Origin of the sequence: Cytobacillus luteolus (genome assembly GCF_017873715.1) — a bacterium.
Lineage (GTDB): Bacteria > Bacillota > Bacilli > Bacillales > Bacillaceae_L > Bacillus_BV > Bacillus_BV luteola.
In genome coordinates this window covers 196667-218848 of the sequence record NZ_JAGGKM010000001.1, presented here as the reverse complement: position 1 = coordinate 218848, position 22182 = coordinate 196667, and the positions used below count along the sequence as shown (strand labels likewise).

At 36.3% G+C, this 22182-nt stretch carries 18 protein-coding genes and 1 other RNA gene; 6 read left to right on the top strand and 13 right to left on the bottom strand.

What is annotated here, in order from left to right:
• Nucleotides 1–49: 49 nt before the first annotated feature.
• The 3 genes from J2Z26_RS01155 to J2Z26_RS01145 form a co-directional block, all read right to left on the bottom strand.
• Nucleotides 50–475, bottom strand: a complete 426-nt coding sequence (locus tag J2Z26_RS01155) for a hypothetical protein (RefSeq protein ID WP_193534332.1) — start codon at nucleotides 473–475, stop codon at nucleotides 50–52.
• A 91-nt stretch (nucleotides 476–566) separates the two neighbouring features.
• Complete coding sequence (locus tag J2Z26_RS01150) at nucleotides 567–800, bottom strand: hypothetical protein (protein ID WP_193534333.1); 234 nt, start codon at nucleotides 798–800, stop codon at nucleotides 567–569.
• A 207-nt stretch (nucleotides 801–1007) separates the two neighbouring features.
• Nucleotides 1008–1688 (bottom strand): SurA N-terminal domain-containing protein, encoded by a 681-nt coding sequence (locus tag J2Z26_RS01145; RefSeq protein ID WP_193534334.1) that lies wholly within the window; start codon nucleotides 1686–1688, stop codon nucleotides 1008–1010.
• Between the two features lie 220 nt (nucleotides 1689–1908).
• On the opposite strand from J2Z26_RS01145, the gene J2Z26_RS01140 reads away from it, so the two are divergent.
• Nucleotides 1909–2784, top strand: coding sequence for a sulfite exporter TauE/SafE family protein (locus J2Z26_RS01140; protein ID WP_319638003.1), 876 nt, complete (start codon nucleotides 1909–1911; stop codon nucleotides 2782–2784).
• 41 nt (nucleotides 2785–2825) lie between these two features.
• Here J2Z26_RS01140 and J2Z26_RS01135 read toward each other — a convergent pair whose 3' ends face one another.
• Nucleotides 2826–6581 (bottom strand): DUF6359 domain-containing protein, encoded by a 3756-nt coding sequence (locus tag J2Z26_RS01135; protein ID WP_193534335.1) that lies wholly within the window; start codon nucleotides 6579–6581, stop codon nucleotides 2826–2828.
• 324 nt (nucleotides 6582–6905) lie between these two features.
• Between J2Z26_RS01135 and pepV the strand changes: the two genes are divergently transcribed.
• A complete protein-coding gene (gene pepV, locus J2Z26_RS01130) occupies nucleotides 6906–8324 on the top strand; it encodes a dipeptidase PepV (protein ID WP_193534336.1) in 1419 nt (472 codons plus the stop codon).
• Between the two features lie 99 nt (nucleotides 8325–8423).
• Nucleotides 8424–8525 (top strand): YjcZ family sporulation protein, encoded by a 102-nt coding sequence (locus J2Z26_RS01125; protein WP_193471469.1) that lies wholly within the window; start codon nucleotides 8424–8426, stop codon nucleotides 8523–8525.
• 443 nt (nucleotides 8526–8968) lie between these two features.
• Here the strand turns inward: J2Z26_RS01125 and J2Z26_RS01120 are convergent, their stop codons facing one another.
• The gene (locus tag J2Z26_RS01120) at nucleotides 8969–10834 is read right to left on the bottom strand and encodes an LTA synthase family protein (RefSeq protein WP_193534337.1); all 1866 of its coding nucleotides are present in this window, start codon (nucleotides 10832–10834) and stop codon (nucleotides 8969–8971) included.
• A 160-nt stretch (nucleotides 10835–10994) separates the two neighbouring features.
• On the opposite strand from J2Z26_RS01120, the gene ssrS reads away from it, so the two are divergent.
• Nucleotides 10995–11176: non-coding RNA, 6S RNA (gene ssrS, locus J2Z26_RS01115), on the top strand.
• A 43-nt stretch (nucleotides 11177–11219) separates the two neighbouring features.
• Here ssrS and J2Z26_RS22355 read toward each other — a convergent pair.
• On the bottom strand, nucleotides 11220–11750 hold the full coding sequence (locus J2Z26_RS22355) for a spore coat protein (protein WP_193534338.1): 531 nt from the start codon (nucleotides 11748–11750) through the stop codon (nucleotides 11220–11222).
• Nucleotides 11751–12055: 305 nt separating this feature from the next.
• Nucleotides 12056–12934, bottom strand: coding sequence for a LysR family transcriptional regulator (locus J2Z26_RS01105; protein ID WP_193534339.1), 879 nt, complete (start codon nucleotides 12932–12934; stop codon nucleotides 12056–12058).
• A 117-nt stretch (nucleotides 12935–13051) separates the two neighbouring features.
• On the opposite strand from J2Z26_RS01105, the gene J2Z26_RS01100 reads away from it, so the two are divergent.
• Nucleotides 13052–14140 (top strand): citrate synthase/methylcitrate synthase, encoded by a 1089-nt coding sequence (locus J2Z26_RS01100; protein ID WP_193534340.1) that lies wholly within the window; start codon nucleotides 13052–13054, stop codon nucleotides 14138–14140.
• Between the two features lie 38 nt (nucleotides 14141–14178).
• On the opposite strand, the gene J2Z26_RS01095 is transcribed toward J2Z26_RS01100, so the two are convergent.
• From J2Z26_RS01095 to J2Z26_RS01075, 5 genes are all read right to left on the bottom strand, one after another.
• Entirely contained in the window at nucleotides 14179–15147 is a 969-nt protein-coding gene (locus tag J2Z26_RS01095; RefSeq protein WP_227413576.1) for a VanW family protein, read from the bottom strand.
• Nucleotides 15148–15737: 590 nt separating this feature from the next.
• The gene (gene proC, locus J2Z26_RS01090; protein ID WP_193534341.1) at nucleotides 15738–16547 is read right to left on the bottom strand and encodes a pyrroline-5-carboxylate reductase; all 810 of its coding nucleotides are present in this window, start codon (nucleotides 16545–16547) and stop codon (nucleotides 15738–15740) included.
• A 13-nt stretch (nucleotides 16548–16560) separates the two neighbouring features.
• The gene (locus J2Z26_RS01085) at nucleotides 16561–17196 is read right to left on the bottom strand and encodes a hypothetical protein (RefSeq protein ID WP_193534342.1); all 636 of its coding nucleotides are present in this window, start codon (nucleotides 17194–17196) and stop codon (nucleotides 16561–16563) included.
• A 121-nt stretch (nucleotides 17197–17317) separates the two neighbouring features.
• Nucleotides 17318–17779: a hypothetical protein gene (locus J2Z26_RS01080; RefSeq protein WP_193534343.1), complete on the bottom strand. Its 462-nt coding sequence runs from the start codon at nucleotides 17777–17779 to the stop codon at nucleotides 17318–17320.
• A gap of 146 nt (nucleotides 17780–17925) precedes the next feature.
• Complete coding sequence (locus J2Z26_RS01075; RefSeq protein WP_193534344.1) at nucleotides 17926–19494, bottom strand: peptide chain release factor 3; 1569 nt, start codon at nucleotides 19492–19494, stop codon at nucleotides 17926–17928.
• Between the two features lie 179 nt (nucleotides 19495–19673).
• On the opposite strand from J2Z26_RS01075, the gene J2Z26_RS01070 reads away from it, so the two are divergent.
• Nucleotides 19674–19853: a hypothetical protein gene (locus tag J2Z26_RS01070; RefSeq protein ID WP_193534345.1), complete on the top strand. Its 180-nt coding sequence runs from the start codon at nucleotides 19674–19676 to the stop codon at nucleotides 19851–19853.
• 182 nt (nucleotides 19854–20035) lie between these two features.
• Here the strand turns inward: J2Z26_RS01070 and J2Z26_RS01065 are convergent, their stop codons facing one another.
• On the bottom strand, nucleotides 20036–22144 hold the full coding sequence (locus tag J2Z26_RS01065; RefSeq protein ID WP_209794273.1) for a PAS domain S-box protein: 2109 nt from the start codon (nucleotides 22142–22144) through the stop codon (nucleotides 20036–20038).
• Nucleotides 22145–22182: the final 38 nt, after the last annotated feature.

Below are 22182 nucleotides of genomic sequence, written 5' to 3'. Positions count from 1 at the left end.
TTTTGGTATTTATTTTTTAAATTCGCTTATTAAAGAAAAGTACACCGTATTAGAATTTAGGAAAAACAAAATACCTTGTTTTCGGTAATAGGTGGATTGCTTCAAAATGTTGATCTTTATTGTCATTCCAATAAATTGTTAATATATATTTATCTTTCTTATTATCAAAGGTATTTGTGGTAGTTAGGTAATTATATGATGTCTTAGGTTCCAAGGTTTCGTCTTTCTCCCAACCATGAATTTCGATATCATTCCTTGTCAAACTTATTTTTGTAACCGTTATTGTCTCCACACCATTCCAAGTAAAAAATCCGTTCCAAAATCCTTTAGGACTATATTCATCTTCAAAAGTTGTTTTCCAAATACCACTGGATGAAGTTCCTTCCCATTCAGGTGGTTGATTGATAGAAATTATAAACCAAGAAAATAAAAATAATGCTAATAATATAATTAATATTAATGGTTTCTTTTTCAAAAATAGCACCTCATTTTTTCATTCGCATCCGTTATTTTAAATGCAACCCTTCACAATCACAAAAATTGAAGGAATGGATCTTAACGTAAATTCATTGTAGTTTCATTTTTAGCCTTATAATAATGAGCAAAACACCAGATACCAATACCCCTACAAAAAAAGAAACCAGGGATTTGAAAAACACCATATGCTTTATGGTTTCAACAAAGTATTCTAATGGCGGAGCATCTAATTTAATTCGGAAATTTGGCAAATAACCAATTATTAAATAAGTAGCGACAAAAACTATAAAAAATGAAATTATAGAAATAATAACCTTCTTCATTGATACTTCTCCCCTCAATTTCAACTCATCATAAGTTATGCTTTATATTGAACAAACGCTATGTTTACTTAAGTATTGCATTTCACAATCTATTACATATTTTAACATATATACACACTTCCCCATGTAAATTCTGTAAATAAAAAATGACCATCAAAACAGATCACATTTTGATGGTCATTTTTAAATTGTATTTTTCTTACTGCATTATATTAAAACTTCAATCTCACTATCATCTCTTAGCTTTTGAACGAGTTTTCCAAATTCTTCTTGGCTTTTTTGCTGCTTAATTTGTTGTTCTAGTTGTGCTTTTACCTCTTCATAAGCTGGCACTTCTTCACTTTGTTCTTTGTATTGGTCATACATTGCCATGATTTCTTCTTCTTCAACTGTAACTTCTACTGTATTTTCTGTTATATATTGATTAATTTTAAGCTCTTCTGCAATTTGTTTTTCTAGTTGATCTAAAGTTAGATTATTTGCTTCAAGAGCACTTTTGAAATCTTCGTCATTTTCGAATTGGTCTTTAATTTGGACTAAGCTTTGCTCAACCTCTTCTTCTGTTGCCTCTATGTCATTCTTTTCCGCAGCCTGAAGTAGTAGCTTAGTATTTACAAGTTGGTTGACCACTTGTTGTTCCATTTCTTTTAATTGGTCCTCTTGTAGGTCCTCAACATTCATTCCTTGTTGGGCATATGTCATTTTCAGTTGATCTAAGGATTCGTCGAATTCCTGTTGCGAAATATTTTCATCATTTACAACAGCAACTACATTACCCTGTTCTTGACTTTCATCCTTAACTTCTTGTCCAGTTGCTCCACAGCCAACTAAGCCTAGTACAAGTAAAATACTCGTAAGTAGCATAACTATTTTTCGATGTTTAATCATGTTTCTTCCCCCTTGTACAAGAATAGTTGCTATTCTAACATAGGATGAGATACTTTCAAACCAATATGGACAATTTTCATTTAAATTAATTATTATTGTAATATAAATGTAATAAGTTTAATCATTGTATTAACATCTGGAAATTGTGTTGTATATCCCTTTTTTTATCCATATGGATATAGTAAGATTAAAATAGTGTTTATTTAAAAGGAGGAAAATTGTGGATATCGTCATATATCTCCTTCTAGGGATAGGAATTGGAGTGTTATCCGGTTTCTTCGGTATTGGTGGGGGATTTGTTCTTACTCCTGTTCTATTACTATTAAATGTTTCACCTGTACTTGCGATTGCAACTAGCCTGATGTACACAATGGGTACTTCATTTTCAGGTGTTATTGCACATTTTCGTTTACAAAACATTCAATGGAAACCAGCTTTAATCATCGGTATTAGTGGTGTACTCGCAACACAAATTGCGTACCCATTTGTTTTATTTTTAGAAAGGTTTCATGTAGCGGATACCATCATTCCCGTTGGTTATCTACTTCTAATTATATATTTTGCCTATTCTTTATTACTAAAAAAAGAAAAACATACTGTTAATCAGATTTCTATAGGAAAAGAGTTTACCTTATATAAATTAATCTTTATTGGTTTTTTTGCTGGATTCATCTCAACAACATTAGGAGTTGGTGGAGGATTTATCATTGTTCCACTACTCATAGGAGTATTATCCTATCGCTCTAGATATGCAGTCGGCACAAGCCTACTTGGCGTGCTTATGATCGTCACTGCTGGATTTTTAACCTATGCTGCGTCAACTCCAATTGACTATAGAATTAGTGGAACCTTAATAATTGGTGCGTTAATCGGTGGTCAAATTGGTGCTATCTTCACTTCAACCTTTAGTGATGCGAAGATACGCAAATATCTAGGAACATTATATTCGATTACCGGCATAAGTTTACTTCTAAAATTATTAAATTTAGCTGAAATTGGGTTATTACTTTTACTCGCCTATTCCTTGTCTTTAGTCGTTCACTTTACGATTCAAAATTTTAAACAAAGGCAACAAACGAAATTAGCATCAAAATAAAAACCTGACCTTCTTGTGTAAGCTGAAGGTCAGGTTTATTGTTATTTCTTGTATTCGACGATGTAGTTTAATAGTGTTATAAGCTTTATTCTGTCTGCTTCGTGCATTTGTTGGTCTTTGTATTTACCTACACGCTCGCTCACTTTAGCAATTGTTTCATACCCTCTATTAATGAATTCTTCTTTTACTTTTTGATTCTTATGGTTGTTCTCTAAATCACGTTTTGCATTGTTTAACTGAGCAGATATAGATGTTTTTACCCCTTTGGATACATCCATAGATTGAACCAGCTCAATTGCTGAATCAACTGAAACATCTGTAATTTCAACCGTAATTGATTGAGTCTCTTCTGTATTCCAAACAAAATCTCGAGCACGGTATAACACAGTTGTTGTTCCTGATTCAGTAAGGGTTATTTGATTTTCATACTTACTCCATGTCTTTCCAGCATCTACACTGTATTCGATAAAGTTAACTCCGACTCCACTATCTGTTGCAGCTAACTTAACTGTGGCATCAAAATACGTTCCATCTGCAAGTGTTGCTTCAGATAGAGTGCCAGTTGTAACTGGTGCAGTAATGTCTTCTGAAATACGCGCCTCTGCTTGGTAAGCAAATGACTCCATGTTAAGACTCTTAATATAATCAACTGTTGCTTGAAGATCTTCTGGTCCTTGAACCGCATTTTCTCCAAGTTCAGCTAGACGATATTTATCACGGCTATGTGGATGCATATAATTATTAACTGTAACTGTATATGTTTTATCCGGAATAATTTTCGAACCATCTGGTAAATAGATATCAACTACCTGACCATACTTACCTAATGTTGGATCCCAAGTATAGCTAAATCCACCAATACTTACATCCGGACCATAGCTACTAAATTGTGTATTAAGAATGTGTTTTAAATCTAAACCTGTAACCTCAAGCTTCACTAACGTGTTTCCAAATGGTTGAATATTGAATAACTCATTCCACGTAATATCCCCTGCATTAAGATCGTCCCGGATTCCCCCACCATTCATTAGAGCGAAATCACTATCCATTGCTTTCATCATACCATCTGCAATAAGGTTACCTAGAGCGTTGTCACCCATTAGACCTTTTGAAGCATATCCACCACTCATCTCTGTGGAAGCTACTCCAATCACTTCATTCAGTTTCGGACCTACTTGTTCTAAATATTTTGCTAAAATACCTGCAACCTCAGGGTCTGGAGTGACTCCTTCTTGGATCACATCTACGATTTCAGCTGATTTTTTAACAATGTTACCAGTCAGCCTGTCAATTTCTAAATCAACATCTGTAAAAGCTTTACCATATTCCCAAGCCTGAACAATTAACTTATTATCTACTATCGCATTTACTTTTGCATGGTTATGGGCTGCAAAAATTACATCTACTGCATCGTTAATTGCACTTGCAAGTTTTGCAATGTCTCCACTTGCACCTTCACCAGATTGGTCACCAGGAACATGCGCTAGTACTACAATTGCTTCAATTCCTTGTGCTTGTAACTCAGGAACGAACTTATTAATCGCTGCTGCTTCGTCCGTAAAACGGATATGTTCATTACCCGTTGCTATAATCATACTTGGTGTGTTTACCGTTGCTACACCGATAAAACCAATTTTTGCTCCTCCAACATCCTTAATAGCATATGGAGGTAATACTAATTCCCCTGTTTCTTTGTATTCAACGTTTGCTGCAACCATCGGAAAGTTAATTCCATCATAGTTTGCCGTACCGTTTGGATGGTCTCCACCATAGATTAAGCGCATCATTTCTTCTACACCTTCATCAAATTCATGGTTTCCGACCGTACCCACGTCAAATCCAATTGACTCCATAATTTCTACAGTTGGCTCGTCTTGTAGAAGCGCTGATACTGGAGAGCTTCCTCCGACCATGTCACCTGCATGAACAATTAAAGTGTTTGGATTTGTTGCTTCTCTTTGGCGTAAATAGGTTGCTAGATAGTCTGCACCTCCATATTTAACTCCATCCACAGTTCCCGTCACATCAATTTTTCCGTGTAAGTCATTTACACCTAAAAGTTGTACTAAAATGTTGTTTGACGGCTCTTCTGTATCAACAGGTGTATAGCCATTCGCTTGTGCTTCTGCTTCATTTGCAAAGAAAACACGCTTCTCAACTGGTACTTCTTTAAAATTATCTGGTGTTACATATGTTTTTGTATCTGAATTACCTACATAACGTAAAAGGCCTTTGCCTTGTTCGCGTGCACGGAATTCGAATGGTAGTTCCATTAATGGATTAGTAGAATCCCAAATTCCACGATTAGCATCCTTTGCTTCTTTTACTGCTGCTTGGAACAGGTTGTAATCAGCTTCATCACCAACCGGCCAGATGAAGTACGTTGTTGCATAGCCGCTTCTTACCATTTCTAGATTTGTATTTAAACCGTCTGATTTACGAATAACTTGTGCTAACAGACGACCGTAGGCATCTGTTGCTTCTTCGCCAACTTTTATAATTACTTCGTCACCAGCTTTTAGTAATGTGTTCATATACTCTTTGGCTGCATTTCCATAATAAAGTTGGTTTTCATCGGCAATAGTTACTGGCTTATGATACGTTTCAGCTGTATCAATATTTACGTAACGAACAGTATCTGCTCCTAAAATTGGAGTTGCTAGTTTAATTGTATCACCGTCTGTAACAGACCTAACTGTTGTTAAATATTCCCCTGCTGGCGATGGTGCTGTTGGCTGCTGCGCAGCTAATTGAATATCACTCTCTTTACGAGGAAGAAGTTGATAAGAATTGTATTGACTTACGATTGCTGTAATGTCATACCATTTACCTTCTTCTAAAGCTCCAATAGCATTTGTTCCTTCCATGACACGAAGAGTTGTGCTATTAAATTCACTGTCGATAAAAGAAACGTTATAACCTCCACCTGCTGGTGAACTTGGTACAGATTGGACATACCCATTTACTGTTACCAGTTGTCCTTCAAGTGGTTCTGCTGTACTTGAATTTTGTAAGTCTTTAAGTGTAATAGGTTTGGGTTGTGGTAAAGTTTGAGTTTCTGCTAGAATCTCAATTCCATTAGCATTTGGTATTACTTCTAACAAACCATTAAATACATCTAGCTTTCCACGTACTTCTACTTTTTGACCTTCTACTAAACTTGGAAAAGTAGTTGGGTCAAATGCAAATACATTAATACCTGCTGTTTCATCTTGAATGTATGTAGATAGTTTACCTCCACCGATAGCAGCGTTGTCTGCTGTTACAATACCTTGGATTATAACCTGAGTACCTTTAGATTTTTGGCGTGCTTCGCTGATAGTTGTTAATTCTGGTTGTGGGTCCGGTTCTAGTTCTTTGCCAGGTTCAATGATTGAGTAGGAAGTTGGACTTCTTAAGCCCGGTACACTAAAGTACGCTGATAGACTACCAGTGATTTGAATTTTTGCATGATGATTCCCTGGATTGTCTACAAGATTAAGCCCTGATCGAATCGCACCAGACGGTAGTTGAACTGGTAGAATCTTTGTTGGGTCTGTTTCATTTGGAGAATCTGCTAAAGATAAGTTCGTAGCAGTGGTAAATGGTCCTTCTAAATTATGACTAGTACCACTTATAACAGTTCCAACAATATACCCTTCTACAGTTGCGGTACCACTATTGTTCGCAATAGCATCCGCTACACTAATTACTTCACCTTCTGCTTGTACCATATTCGCCATCGGCGACATGAAACTTAACACCATGGTAAAGATAATTAGTAAACTAAAAATCTTTTTAATAGATCGATCTTTCATCCTTATCTCTCCTATCAAATTTAGTTTACTTACACTTAATTAATGATAGAGTTTAAATGTTTAGACAATATTAATTTAGTGTAAAAGTTAAAAACAGTTAAATGGATTCAGTACTTCATCCATACCACTAGGACAGAGGTTTGAAATGATTTTTTCAAAAATATATTACTTTATGAACAAAGCCCTATCCTCGTTTATGGACTATTTTCCTGCTAGTAAACTATTACCTTTTTCCTCCCTAAAACCAAAAACACACTGAAAATTCCTAACATTTTACTAAAATGTTATACTTTTTATAAAAGTCGTCTATGAGGTGAACTATATATGAATTGGTATGATGAAGTTTTAAAAAGGAAGGATGATTTGCTTGAAGACTTAAGTTCTTTATTAAGGATTGAGAGTGTGAAGGATCTTTCTACTGCTGAGCCTGGAAGACCGATGGGTAAAAATATTGGCCAAGCTTTAGAGTTTATGCTTGAGAAGTCAGATTCAGATGGACTCTCACCAACAAACATTGAAGGTATGATTGGTTATGCTGAATATAGACATCAGGATTCGGTTTCAGATGACTATATTGGAATCCTATGTCATCTCGATGTTGTGCCAGCTACGGGAGAATGGGTGAGTCCACCGTTTGAACCAACCATCCGGCATGATAAGTTGTTTGCAAGAGGAGCAATTGATGATAAAGGACCAACAATGGCAGCCTATTATGGACTTAAAATTGTTAAGGAATTAGGTTTACCATTAAAGCATCCGGTTCGAATCATTTTTGGAACGGATGAAGAGAGTGGTATGACGTGCATGAAGAAATATGTCGAAGTAGAAAAAATGCCGCTAGCAGGCTTTGCTCCAGATGCTGATTTTCCAATCATTCATGCTGAAAAAGGACAAATCAATACTCAGCTTGTTTTACATGCTGACAATACAACAACTGTTCCACATGAGTTAGAGGTTCTCTCTTTTAAATCTGGTGAGAAAGGAAATATGGTACCTGATAAAGCAACAGCCATTTTGGTGAACGGAACTGATGATCTTTTAAAAACATTTAGTGAGTATTGTGTTCAAAACAATCTCGAATACTCTTTATCTAATGAAGGTGAACAAATTACATTAACACTGTTTGGAAAATCAGCTCATGGAATGGAGCCTGATAAGGGTGTGAATGCAGGTATCGAGCTAGCTCATTTTTTAGCTGGTCAATTAAATGATGCAAGAGCTAAAATGTATTTTGATTTTATTGTTTCTTGTTTTTATCAAGATTTTCAGGGAGTCAACCTTGGAATCGCGCATAGTGATGATGTAACAGGGCCCCTGACTGTGAATGCTGGTATTTTCAACTATAACCAGGAGTTAGGAGAAGTGAATCTTAATATTCGTTGTCCTGTAACGACAGACTATGAAAAAACCATTGAAACTCTAGAATCAAGAGTAAAGCAATTTAATTTTATAGTTGAGAATTTACGAAGAACAAGCCCGCATCATGTGGATAAAAATCACCCTATGATTAAAACATTACAAGAAGTTTATCAAGCAGAAACAGGGAATGAACCTACTCTGTTATCAACAGGTGGAGCAACCTATGCTCGCTTTATGGAATATGGTGTAGCCTTTGGTGCTGTTTTTCCAGGTAAACCAATGACAGCTCACCAGCCTAATGAGTACATTGAAATTGATGATCTGTTGAAAGCTACGGCAATTTATGCCCGAGCAATCTATGAATTGGCTAATTTACAAAAATAGGTAGACGACCATTTTTCATAAGACTCCATGTATGTCCCTAACAAAACCCTGGAGCACACCATATACTATTCTATCCTTGCTAAAAGGAGGTGTTGTTTCATGGGTTACACAGGTGGATATGGAAATAACTTTGCGTTAATTGTTGTGCTTTTCATCCTTCTAATCATCATTGGTGCTTCTTATGTTGGAGGAGGATACTAACCAATAAAAAATTCAATTACGAAATGCGCTAGACTACTATGAGTCTAGCGTGTTTTGTTTATTTTGATCTTTTTCAGTTACCGTATAAACGGATCTAACTACCTAAAAAAATATTGGGTCTAATAACATAGATTGATAAAGTATTTATCGGCTTAAAAAAACGTTGAGCCCCTAATACATTGCCGATAAAAGCATTTATTGGCTATAAATAATGTTGAACCCATAATAAATTACCGATAAAACCAATTATCGGCTAAAAAAACGTTGAACCCCTAATACATTACCGATAAAAGCATTTATTGGCTATAAATAATGTTGAACCCCTGATAAATTACCTATAAAACCATTAATCGGCTATAAAACACGTTGAACCCCTGAAACATTACCGATAAAAGCATTTTTGATTTTTCAAAAAAATAGGCTCAACCCCAAGGCCAAGCCTCCTACTTATCAGTACCTTCATAGTAACTAGGTAAGAACTTCAATAAATCGCCGTAAATCACGCGATCAGAATAGCTCAGCTCTTTTTTAGCTTTTAAGAGGAGTGGCATGCATTCTGCGGATGGGATTTCTTGCCCAGTTTCTTTCAGATAGCATTTGTTACCTGTGGCGACATAGGTATTTGTTACAACACTTCCATCACGCATGATCACATTATCCTTTTTTTCTTCGGAAAAGAGGTCTGAGCCAAATTGAATATCAGATTTCTCAGAAATACCCATTAAGTTTAATATCGTAGGTTTTAAATCAATCTGACCTGTAACAGAAGTAATGGTTTTTGTTTCATGACTTTTTGGAAAGTGAAAAATCAAGGGTACTTTTTGCAATTCAATGTACTCATATGGAGTAATGGTTGTATTTAAAAATTGACTCATCGCCGTATTGTGATTATCTGATATTCCATAATGGTCACCGTAAATAACAAAGATTGAGTTTTCGTATAGACCTGCTGCCTTTAATTGTTCAAAGAATTTCCGTAATGCTGCATCTTGATAGCTTACCGTCGTAAAGTATCTGTTCACCGTTCCATCCTTTGAGTTCCACTCAGGTATAATTTCATCCTGTTGACTTAACGAAAAAGGAAAGTGGTTCGTTAATGTTATAAATTTAGCCATAAAGGGTTGTGGTAATTGCTTTAAATGCGGGATTGATTGTGTGAAGAAGTGGTCATCCTTCAATCCCCATCCTATTGAATTTTCTTCGGTTATCCAATAATCTAAGTCAGAAAAGAATCGATCATAGCCAATTGCCTCATACATTACATCACGATTCCAAAAGCTTTTATTATTCGCATGGAATACTGAAGTGTAATAGCCTTTTTCATCCTTTAGATAGTTTGTTAATGATTGATATTTATTTTGAGGATTCGAAAAGAACACTGCTCCTCTTGGCAAACCATAAAGAGAATTTTCCACGATAAATTCTGAATCAGAAGTTTTACCTTGACCTGTCTGATGATAAAAGTTTGAAAAATAGTAACTCCCTTTTTCTTTGATTAACTGATTAAGAAAAGGTGTAATTTCCTGTCCATCTATCTCCCGATTAACCACAAAATCCTGAGTTGATTCTAAGGAAATGAGGAATAAATTCTTCCCTTTTGCTTTTCCAAACAAGTCTTCATTTGGCTTTTCCTTGTTGGCATTCACATAGTTAACAATTTCTGTGAGCTTGTCACTATCTGCGAAAGCAATTCTTCTTTTTGTATTCGAATACAACAAGAAGTCATAACCTTGGTACGCATACACTCCGAGATTTTTCACCAATAATTTTCGGTCAAATGATCTTGTTAAAAGCTCCGGTCTCTCTGCATGGGCGTAGACTAAGCTTATAAAAATCAACACGCACGTTACGACCATAAACTTCTTTTTATTAATCGTCATTTCCACTCTTTCTTGCTTACGTTTATAAAGCATTGCTAGGATGACGATATCCAAAAAGATAAATAGATCAAATAGACTGTTAAGTTCAACTAAACTCGTCCATAGATCACTCAAATTTTTTGACTGAAATAACACAGGTATCGTGATAAAGTCATTGAAAAAGCGATAATACAGAACATTTATATAAAGAATAATGGTTGCAAAACTATAGAGAAACATTATCTTTATAAATTGGTGCTGCTTTTTTCCAAACAACGCTAAGCCAAGCAAGATAACACTTGAGCAAAGTGCGCTTAATGCTAGTATCAATTCCTGTGAAAAAGAGTCAATATCTAGCTCAAAAACCAGCTTGGTCACTATGTAGGTTTTTAACGTTAATAATAAAATCGAGAGCCATATCAACGGCACTTTAGAGAATAACCTATTCATCCGTCTATGTCCCTTCTGTTTTTGTTTAAGTATATGACAAGCTATTATTAATCTTTCCAAAAATCTATGAAGATATATCCAAATTCATCAAACGTTTGATTTTTTGGAAATAACCCACTATTTTGCAACAAGTTCAGATTTGATAATATTAACTTAACAAGAGATGCTGTTATGTTCGTTAAGGTCATTGTTTCAACCGATGCGATTTATTAGGGAATCCAAGAGAGGAATGAAGAACATTATGCCTTGCAAGCGAGAGGAAAATGGACGACATTATGCGGATACCCACCTGTAGCTTTGCAGGTTGAGAAACAGTGATAAGACGGCATAAATGGCACACTCCTCGCGTATATTATCGACTCTAATGAGAGTCGTTTTTTTGTGTTTACGGATACATTTTTTTAAAAGATTGAATGATGACTTCAGTTGTTTCTTCCGGAAAAACAGGCACCTGATAGTATCCCTGCGCATTCATAAATCTCCAAATGTCATAGGCTTGATGTACTGAATTAGTACTGCTTTGCACCATTAACTGCCGTAGATCGGGATTTGCACATTCAAGTGCAGCTGACATTTTGACGATAGCTGTTGATTTGCAGTGAGCTAATAAACTACTTGAAATTTCGTGTTCTGAAAACTTGTTGTCTGATCCTAATGTTATTGATTTATAACCATACGTGGGTTCAAAAATTGTATACATACCATACGTACATACGTTAGCAGTTGGAGAGCATAGTTCATCTAAAAACATCTTGCATTCTGACTTTGTAAAATGTAGTTGATACTCTACCAAACGAGCAAAGTCTTCGTTTTTAATATGCGGTAGATATAGGTTATATAGGTTCATACCGTCCTTAAGCTTTTGCATAACCTCATGTATTTTTAATAACTCATGTGCACCAATTTCTCTCTCCACCCTGTATTCCTCCGAATCACATAGTAACAAGTATAGAGTCAACTTTGTTGGCAGGTTTTATACTTGCTGGTGGCGAGGGTACATATATTTTACGTTCTGGGAAATGGGCATTTTGGGGAAATGGGGGCACGTATATTGGTTTAGGTGTCGGGAAATTGCCCAATCCGGGAAATAGGGGTACGTAAATCAGTTTACTTGTCGGGAAATTGCCCGATCCGGGAAATGGGGTAACGTAAATCAGTTTACGTGACCGGAAATACCCAAATCCGGGAAATCAGGACACATAAACTAGGCTACCCCTAGGTTTATGGATAATACCGTTTCAAATAAGATGTAAACAGCTCTGTCTCTTCAGTCTTTCTCTTACATAATAAATAGGTGGAAGCCATGGGTAACAAAATCGAATCAACGTTAACATGTAGTACCCTTCCTTCAAGTAACTCTCTTTTCACTGTCGATGAAGGTAAAAAGGAGATGCCGAGCCCTTCCTCGATAAAACGCTTTGTAACATTTACCTGTGACACAACCATCGACCTTGCTCTTTGGTTGATTTGTCTTATTTGAAAAAGTAAGTCATCCCAATACTCTGGGTGATTGTGTGAAAAAATAATATTATTATAGACTACTTCTTCCGGGTCTAATGGTGGTGCTGTTTCGAGATCACCTCCATCATGTGGTGCTATTAGAATGACAGGGTCATCATATAGCTTTTCGATTTCGATGGATGGGAGAGTTGATTGCATTCTGGATAGGCCAAAATCAACACTCCCCGTTTGAACCGCTTCTGCAATATGAACGGACTCCATTACATTACACTCAATTTCGATGGTTGGATGTTCTTTTAAGAAAACCCTAAGTAAACTCGGTAGGACGGAAGCGGCAATTAAAGGTGAAACTGCTAACGTCATCTTACGATCATACCCCTGCCTCCAATTCTCTAAGTCTTGAATTCCAGTGTCATATTTTGCGATGATTTCCTGAGCATAAGGTAAAAACCGTTTACCCGCTGTTGTTAAAAATATATTTCGTCCTTTTCTTTCAAACAATTCAATTCCTACTAAATTTTCAAGCTGCTTAATATGAACGGTAACAGTTGGTTGTGCTATATAAAGTTTTTCTGCTGTTTCATGAAAGTTTTCATTTTTAGCTGCCGTTATAAAAGTTTTTAAGATTTTTAAATCCATTCCACCATCTCCAATCGATTATAAATTTTAATCAATAACACTCATATTATTTATTATTAATAATCACCTAAATGTTGTAAAGTAAAAGTAACAAATACCTTATTGGAGTGATTTTAGATGCCATCTGTGACTGGATTAGAAGGGGTAATCGCTGCTGAAACGGCAATTAGTTTAGTTGACGGTGAAAATGGAAGATTGTTATATAGAGGTTTTGAGGCAAAGGATTTAGCAATTCATTACTCTTTTGAGGAAGTTGCTTATTTACTTCTTTATGGAACCTTGCCTTCGGAAGAAGAACTTGAACATTTTTCATTAAAACTGAAAAAATCCCGAGATATACCTGACCATATCATTTCAATCATCAATCTTTTACCTAAAGATACTGGAATGATGAGTGTTTTACGAACTGCGGTGTCTTCATTGGGAGACTCATCGTTTGACTGGAAACCAGACGTTAACCAAGCAATACAAGTAATCGCAATAATCCCTACAATCATAGCTTATCGTCATCACAGTATAAATAGGACTGACTTTCCAAAGCCAAAAAATACGTTAGACCATGTAGCTAACTACTTGTATATGCTAAATGGAGAACTCCCTTCATCTACACATGTTAAATCATTAAGTACGTACATGATTCTTACATTAGAGCATGGAATGAATGCTTCTACTTTTTCGGCTAGAGCTGTTTTATCAACTGAATCGGATCTTATCTCTGCCATTACTGGAGCAATTGGTTCAATGAAAGGTCCTCTTCATGGTGGCGCACCGAGTGAAGTAATAGCCATGTTAGATGAGATCGGTACTATTGAAAACACTGAGGAATGGTTAAGGTCAAAGCTTGAAAACAAGGAAAAAATCATGGGCTTTGGTCACAGAATCTATAAAACACATGATCCTAGATCGGTCGCTTTAAAGAAAGTGTCACAAGAACTTTCAGGTCAGGACCCTTGGTTAGATCTGGCCCTTCATGTAGAAGAAATGTCTATTCGACTATTAGATGAATACAAGCCAGGCCGTAAACTTTATACAAATGTTGAATTTTATGCCGCAGCTGTGATGAGAGCAGTTAATATGCCGGCAGAATTATTCACCCCAACCTTTACAGCTAGTAGAGTTGTTGGGTGGACTGCGCATTTGCTTGAACAAGCTGAAAATAATCGGATATTCAGGCCTCAGTCCAAATATGTTGGTCCAACTGAATAAATAGCTAAGGGTGACAGGATATACCTGCCACCCTCTTTTTAATTACTAGCCACCTCTTGAACACCCGCTCGGACTTGAACTTCAAGAGTGCCTGCTTGTTGGTCGAAGATTGTTCTAATCAAAATAGGATACTCTTTATTATTCATAAACTTAAAGTCTTTTCCGCCATAGGCAATAGTCGCATCACGTCCCAATGGTACATAACCTACTTCTTTTGAATGGTGATGAAGTTCTACTATTTCTAGACCAGCCTGATCAACGGCATTATACAGAGTAGATGACGTTTGACAAACCCCACCACCATAATCCTCTGAATACTGCTTATTGATAATTACAGGTGCAAGCTGATACCCTTTATCTTTTGTGGAGTTACCAACGATCGTGTTGAAATAAAAACGATCTCCAGGACCTAGTACAATATCATTTATTTCTGCGGCCGACAAAGCTATATTAGTAGTTCTCCCCTTCACATTAGGGTTGAACGAAGTTGTGTAGCTACTAATCACGTGACTTTCGATTCCTTGAATAGATTCGGTTGTAATATTAGGTGCTTCTTCAGTTAGGGGTAGTTCAATGTGTTTTCCAAATAGAGTAGGTTTTTGAAGGAGTCTTGTTAGTAGTTGAGATTCATCTAATACCACACGGTTTTGACCAGGAATAATCTCACCCTGATTATTAAGTTTTGTCGGTATCATCGGTTGGTCGTATTTCTGTGCTAATTCCCTAACTAGTTTTTTCACCTGAGTTTCATAGTCTGCGGACTCCTCCCTTAATGAATCCAAGTCCATCACAATACTATTATCACGTGGATCTACTAAACTGTAATTAATCTCGACTTTTTCTCTTTCTCTAAAGGCAGTGTGTTTTGTTAAGTGATTACTTGCTTCATAGATGTGATTCTGAGTCTTTGCTTTAATATCTAGAGCAGAAGTTATACTCGGTATTGTCAAAACAATTCCAACAGACAATACTGCTACACTACCTAACAATGTTACGATTTTCTTCAATTTCATTCCCCCGTAAAAGTACATTCTTCTGGTGAACAATACCTAAATAAATGTATTAAAGTATCGATTTTTTATGCCTATGTAACTACCAAAAAGTTACAAACAGTAAGAGGTAGAGACTAGGATGTTTTTTCTATTCATGTACTTTGACGGTCCAGTGCTTGGTCATGTTTCAATTATTACAGAAGGAGTTTTCGTCAATTTAAGACACTAATTTGTATCGTTCATCTATAAGGTGATGGATCAAGGAGAAGGAGAGTAAGATTTTTGGTCTGAATGGGGGGGTTATTAGGACTTCGTTTACTCAATTAGGGGTGAGGATGTATGTATTCCTTGCTTATCCTGACTTCGTTTGCTCCATTAAGGATGGGGATGTCTGGATTTGTGGCTTATTCGGACTTCCATTGCTCGATTAGGGGTGGCGATGTCTGAATCCCTGGCTTATTCGGACTTCTTTTACTCGTTTATGATTGGCGAAGTCCGAATCCCTGGCTTATTCTGACTTCGTTTCCTCATGTATTTTTATGAAGTCCGAATCCAATATTTATTTTGACTCCAACACCACCATAAGTGGTGTCGATGTCTGAAACTTACTTCCCAGATAATGCTTTTGATTTATTCGTACAACTCTCCATAGCAGATAAAATGGTTCCCCGAAATTTATTCTTTTCTAATGTAGCAATGGCTTCAATCGTTGCTCCACCAGGTGTACAAACAGCGTCCTTTAGTTCCCCAGGATGTTGACCTGTTTCTAAGACCATTTTTGCTGCGCCTAGTACTGCTTGTGCAGCAAGTCGATAAGCCTTATCCCTCGGTATTCCTTGTAATACGGCTCCATCCGCTAAGGCCTCAATGAACAAGTAAACATATGCTGGTGAGGATCCACTTACTGCTGGGATGGCATCCATGAGCTTTTCTTCCATGACCTCAGCCTTGCCGAAACTTTCAAATAGTGCAATAACCTCAACTATATCCTCGTCGGTCACTTTATTATTTTTACAGAGGGTACTCATCCCTTCACCAACAAGTGATGGAGTGTTTGGCATTGAACGCACTACCTTAATGTCTCTCTCAAAAGCTTTCTCCATATAGTCTAAGCTAATACCAGCCGCAATGGTTATGACTATTGTGTTTGGTTGAACTTCATGTTTTATTTCTTCGATGATCTCACCATACAGATTAGGCTTTACGGCTAAAAATAGGAAGTTAGCACTTCTCGCTACCTCAACGTTATCTGTGGTCACTTGTATACCAAACTCGCTTGATGCATGTTGCAATGTACTCTCTGTTTTTGCACTAGCCATAATTTGATCTGGTTTCACAAGACCTGATCGAATCATGCCTTCAATCATCGCTTGGGCCATTTTTCCACACCCAATAAATCCAATGGTTTTTGACATTCCACTCTCCCCTTTATGAGTCTAGATTTGTATAATCTCTGTTGTATATTTTGTGAAACATATATCTTTGAAGTCCCTTTGAACCAACCAAAGCATTTCTGGCATGTACTTTAGCTTCTTTTAGGTTTCCTTTCCCTTTGTGAACCTCTGCCAAAACGGCTTCTCTCATCCAGTCTTTTTGTAAAGCAGTCGAAATTCTTTGAGCTTCTTCATAATCCTTTTCCTCTATTGCAATGCCAGCTTCGTAATACTTTTTATATTCGGGTTGTTTTATATTGTCTATGTATTTCCTTGCCTCATTGGTATCCTTGTTATATAAGGCAAAAATGACATTAAACATCGCCTGCGCAGCTGGTTGCTTATACCTTTTTAACACTTTTTCCATGGAAGCTTCTACTAGTTGGCGGTCGTCATTGGCTAGTCCATAATATAGACCATATTGTGGGTGCTTTTTGCGTTCAGCAAGAAACCTGTCAATTGCTTCTATATTAGTTGAGAAAAATGATATATAAAACATAGGAACATAGAGAACGGCGAATATCGTGATAAATACGATTATATATATAGCAACCTCATTTATATTTAAGGTTTGTAGGATGATTGTTAGTACCAAAGCTAATGCAAATGGTATGAGTAATCTTTTTAACAAGTCGTTCACCTCCTGTTTCCACTAGAACCATTGTACACAATCCATTCATCTATTCAAAACACATCGCTTTTTAGAATATAAAAAAAACGACCATTTTTGATTGGTCGATGCTAATTTGTTATCATATTGTTTCTAAATCAGATAGTACTACTTTTCGGTCTCCGTCTTTTTCAATATTCTTACTCGCTTCAATAGCTAGCTGTTTATACTTTTCCACTTCTACTTCATTTCCACCAACTTTGTAAGCCCTCGCTAGTGCTTCATAAGCAAATGCAAGGTCAAAGTCACCAATATTGTTTCTTAGACAAATTTCTAGATTTCTTTTAGCATGGTATAATGACGGTTCGAATCTCCCTAAAACACTATACACTCTTGAGATTTGCCATTCACCACGTGATAGATTTACAGGTTGTCCAATCATCTCCCAGTGATAACGCGAAGTATGTGCCATATGTATCATAGAATCAATCTCAGATTGCGTACGTTCTTTTTTTTCAAGAAGATCCCAAACCTTATTAAAGCAAGATACTGCTAATTTTCGATGAAATTCTTCGATTGTTAACTTAGTTTCAGTTGCTTCCACTTTGTATCACCTCTTATTTCACTATATATAAATTATATATATAAAACTAGTGTTTTTGGCGAAATGAGGTCGCATAAATTAAACTCCACATAAGTTACTCTCCCTACAAAAAAATCAGCCCCTATAAAAGAGACTGACTCCCTAACCTATAAACTCTTATAATCATTCGACTCTAATAAATCCACTAACTCGATGTCCTTGTTCTTATCTGTAAAGTAGCGTAGCGTAAAGTCATTTTCAAAAAGAACAGCAAAACGATCATGACGGTCTTGCACGAGTAGACTTCGTGAATCAAATAAACGGCGGTCTTTAGGTGGTGCTGTTAACCAACGAGGAATTCGATCGCCAAGTTGTGTAAATTCAATATCGACTCCGTATTCACCCTTCATTCGGTATTCGAATACCTCAAATTGAAGTTGCCCTACTGCACCTAGAATGTATTCATCTGTTAACTCTTGTTTAAATAATTGAATCGCACCTTCTTGAACAAGTTGCTCAATTCCCTTTTTAAACTGCTTTCCTTTCATTGCGTTTTTCACGCGCACTTTTCGGAAAATCTCTGGTGGGAACTGCGGAAGCTCACGATAGGTAATTGGGTCTTTTCCTTCTGTTAACGTATCCCCGATTTGATAAATGTTAGGGTCATAAATTCCAATAATATCACCAGCGTACGCTTCTTCAACCGTTTCTCGGCTTGCTGCCATAAACTGTTGGGTCTGGTTCAATTTGATTGACTTACCTGTACGACTAACTTGAACACTCATTCCACGTTGGAACTTACCTGAACATACTCGTAAAAATGCAATACGATCACGGTGAGCCGGATTCATATTCGCTTGGATTTTAAAGATATAGCCACTAAAGTTCTCTTCATTTGGTGGTATTAACCCTTCATCTGCCTTCCTAGGTCTAGGAGGAGAAGCAAAGTTTAGGAACGTATCGAAAAATGAACGAACTCCGAAATTTGCAAGTGCACTACCGAAAAATACAGGCGTTAATTCACCCGCGATGACGCGCTCAGCATCGAATTGGTTACCAGCCTCATCAAGTAAGCTTAAATCATCTCGAACACTGTCAAATAGAGAGTCATTTCCTAAACGACCTACCTCATCAAGACCCATACGCTCTTCCTTTTCATCACCTAAGAAATGAACAAACTCAGAGTTATAGCGATCCCAGATTCCAAGTAACCCCTTACCCATTCCTACTGGCCAGTTCATAGGGTAAGACTCAATTCCAAGAACCTCTTCAAGCTCTGAAAGTAATTCTAAAGGCTCCTTCCCATCACGGTCTAGCTTGTTAATAAACGTGAAGATTGGAATTCCTCTCATTCGGCATACTTTAAATAACTTAATCGTTTGTGGCTCAACCCCTTTGGTTGAGTCAATGATCATCACAACACTATCCACTGCTGTTAATGTTCTATACGTGTCTTCACTGAAATCTTCGTGTCCAGGGGTATCTAGAATGTTTACATGAAAATCATGATATGGAAAGCTCATTACACTTGATGTAACTGAGATTCCCCTCTTCTTTTCAATTTCCATCCAGTCTGAAGCAGCAAACTTTCCTGTTTTTTTCCCTTTAACCGTACCAGCTTCTCTTATTACATTTCCGAATAGAAGTAACTTTTCAGTCATCGTCGTTTTCCCTGCATCGGGATGGGAGATGATTGCAAAGGTACGTCTACTTGATACTTCATTATTTAAGCTCATTCAACTAATCCTCTCATCTATAAATTACAACTATTTAATATACGTAAATTTAACGTTTATTGACTACATAATTATAATCATCTTACTACAATGAATCCAGTATTTTTTAGTACCAGATGAATACGATAGGGTCTTTGAAACAAACACTAACAGTATTTCCACAAAAAGGAGTAAATAAAATGAACATTAAACTTTTACTTTTGTCTGGGATTTTTATTGATTTCTTCCTAGCCCTTTACCTATTCACCATGATTGATGAAATTGGGGTTGGTATGTTTGCATTCATAGTAGCTGTGCTTTTTGGCGGTACCATCTTTTTTTACTTTACCATCAAAAGAAATCAACAGACCATTAAGTAAACTAGTAAATAACCTGTGTATAAAGTTAGTTATTCACAACATTATGTGGATAAACCTGTTAGTAACCATGAAAAATGTGGATAACTCTGTTAATAATTTGTGAGTAATTTGATTATTTTGTGTGTAATTTGTTAATAAATTGTTGGTAACTTAAATAAAAAATAGGATAGCCTTCGCAACGGCTATCCTATAACTATTTCATGAACGAGTGGAAACTTCACATAAATACTCGTGCCTTTCCCCTCTTCACTATCGATATCTATTTCGCCTTTATGATTTTCAATTATACTAAAGCTTACTGCCAACCCTAGACCTGTTCCCTTCTCTTTCGTTGTGAAAAAAGGTTGACCTATGTTTATCAGTTTTTCCTTTGGAATGCCACAGCCTTCATCTTTAATGTCAATAACAACATGATTCTTTTCAAGATAAGTGTTAATTGTCATTAATCCACCGGTAGGCATTGCCTCAATACCATTTTTAATAAAGTTAATAAATATTTGTTTTAATTGGTTTTCATCACAATTAATATAGATTTCATCATTATGTAGTTCTGTCTTAAATAAGATATTTTTAAGATTCGCTTCTGTTTCCAGCAGCTTGACTACATGAAGCACAACTGAATTTATATCCTTGTTTTCAAAGCTATGCTTTGTTGGTTTCGCTAATAGAAGAAGTTCATTTAGGATGAATTCAATTCGAACTAGTTCTGAATCCATAACGTCCAGGTATTCTTTTTCCATATTAAAGCCATTTTGCATTAGATTTAAGAAACCTTTAATGGCTGTAAGTGGATTACGAATCTCATGTGCAATGCCTGCCGCTAATTGGCCAGCCATTGATAACTTTTCTGATTTTACCATTAGCTCTTTCGCTTCCACACGTTCAGTAATATCACGGGCGATGATAAGTACCTTCTCATCTTTTGCATTTTCATTAGTAATAAATTTAATGGATGCCTCTATCCAAACATAATGGCCATTCTTATGTAAAACTCGTATAACAGAAACTTCTTTTTCTTTCTTATAAATCTGTTTAAAATGACTTAAATCATCTTGGTGTATGATATCTTCTCTTACATTACCTAGTAAGTCATCTGACTTATATCCAAGAACAGGTTCAATGGCAGGTGATACATACTGAATAATGCCGCATTGATCCGTAAAAATAATAATATCCTGTGAGTTTTCAGATATTAAGTTGTATAATTCTTTACTTCTTTTTAACTTCTCTTGTTCTAGCTTTCTCTCTGTAACATCCTGTGTAGTTCCTATAAACTTTACTGGCTTTTTATTGTCATCATAAAATAGTTCCCCAAGTGCTTCAATATAGCGTAATTCCCCATTTGATCTAATGATCCTATAGTTTATGTAGAACGGTTTTCCTTTTAATGCATCCTCGATAGCATTTTTCATATATAATCTATCTTCAGGGTGAACATATTGTAGTAATGTTTCTAAGGTGATTTCTAAGTTAGTCTCCACTCCAAAGATTTGGTATAGCTCTTCAGACCAAATGATCTTATCTTCTATTAGATCCCAGGTCCAACTACCTAGCTTGGCGATATGAAGTGCTAGATTTAAACTAGCCTCTCTCTCCTTCATTTCTTGCTCTACCCTCTTAGTTTGGGTAATATCTTTTGCAATCCCATAAACTCCAACAATTGCACCACCCACAATAATAGGTACATTAATTACACTAACTTCTATTCTTTCCCCTGTCTTTGTAAGACAAGCGACCTCATACTCTTGTGGATTTCCCTCTGCTGCTAGATTAAAATAAAAACTCGCTTTTTCTAAGTCTTCGGGGACGACTAGAGGATCAAAATTCATGCTCAGGTATTCATTCATCGTATAACCTAATAACTTTTCAAAACTTTTATTTACGGATAGATAATTCCCTTCCAAATCAAAAGAGAAAACAGCATCAGGGTTATGTTCAAACAAGGACCGATGATGCTCTCTACTCTCTTCAAGTGCTTTTTTCCTTCTATTAATATCCCTGAATTGGACAGCAATCCCTTTTTCAAAAGGATAGGCACGGACATCAAACCATGTTTTTAATGGTTCATAATAAGTCTCAAATTCAACTTCTGATTTTGTTTCCGCTGCCTTATAAAACATTTTATGAAGTACTTGGACTTCTATAAACTCATCCCAAACTGATTTTTGTAATAACTCTTCTTTTGTTCTTAGGAGTAGTTTCTCAGCTGCAGGATTCAGATAGGTAAAGCACCAGTTCTCATCTAATGTATAAAGTGCGTCTCTTAGTTTATCAACAACATTTGACATCATACATTTAACATTTTCCTTTCGAATCCTTTATAAAAAAA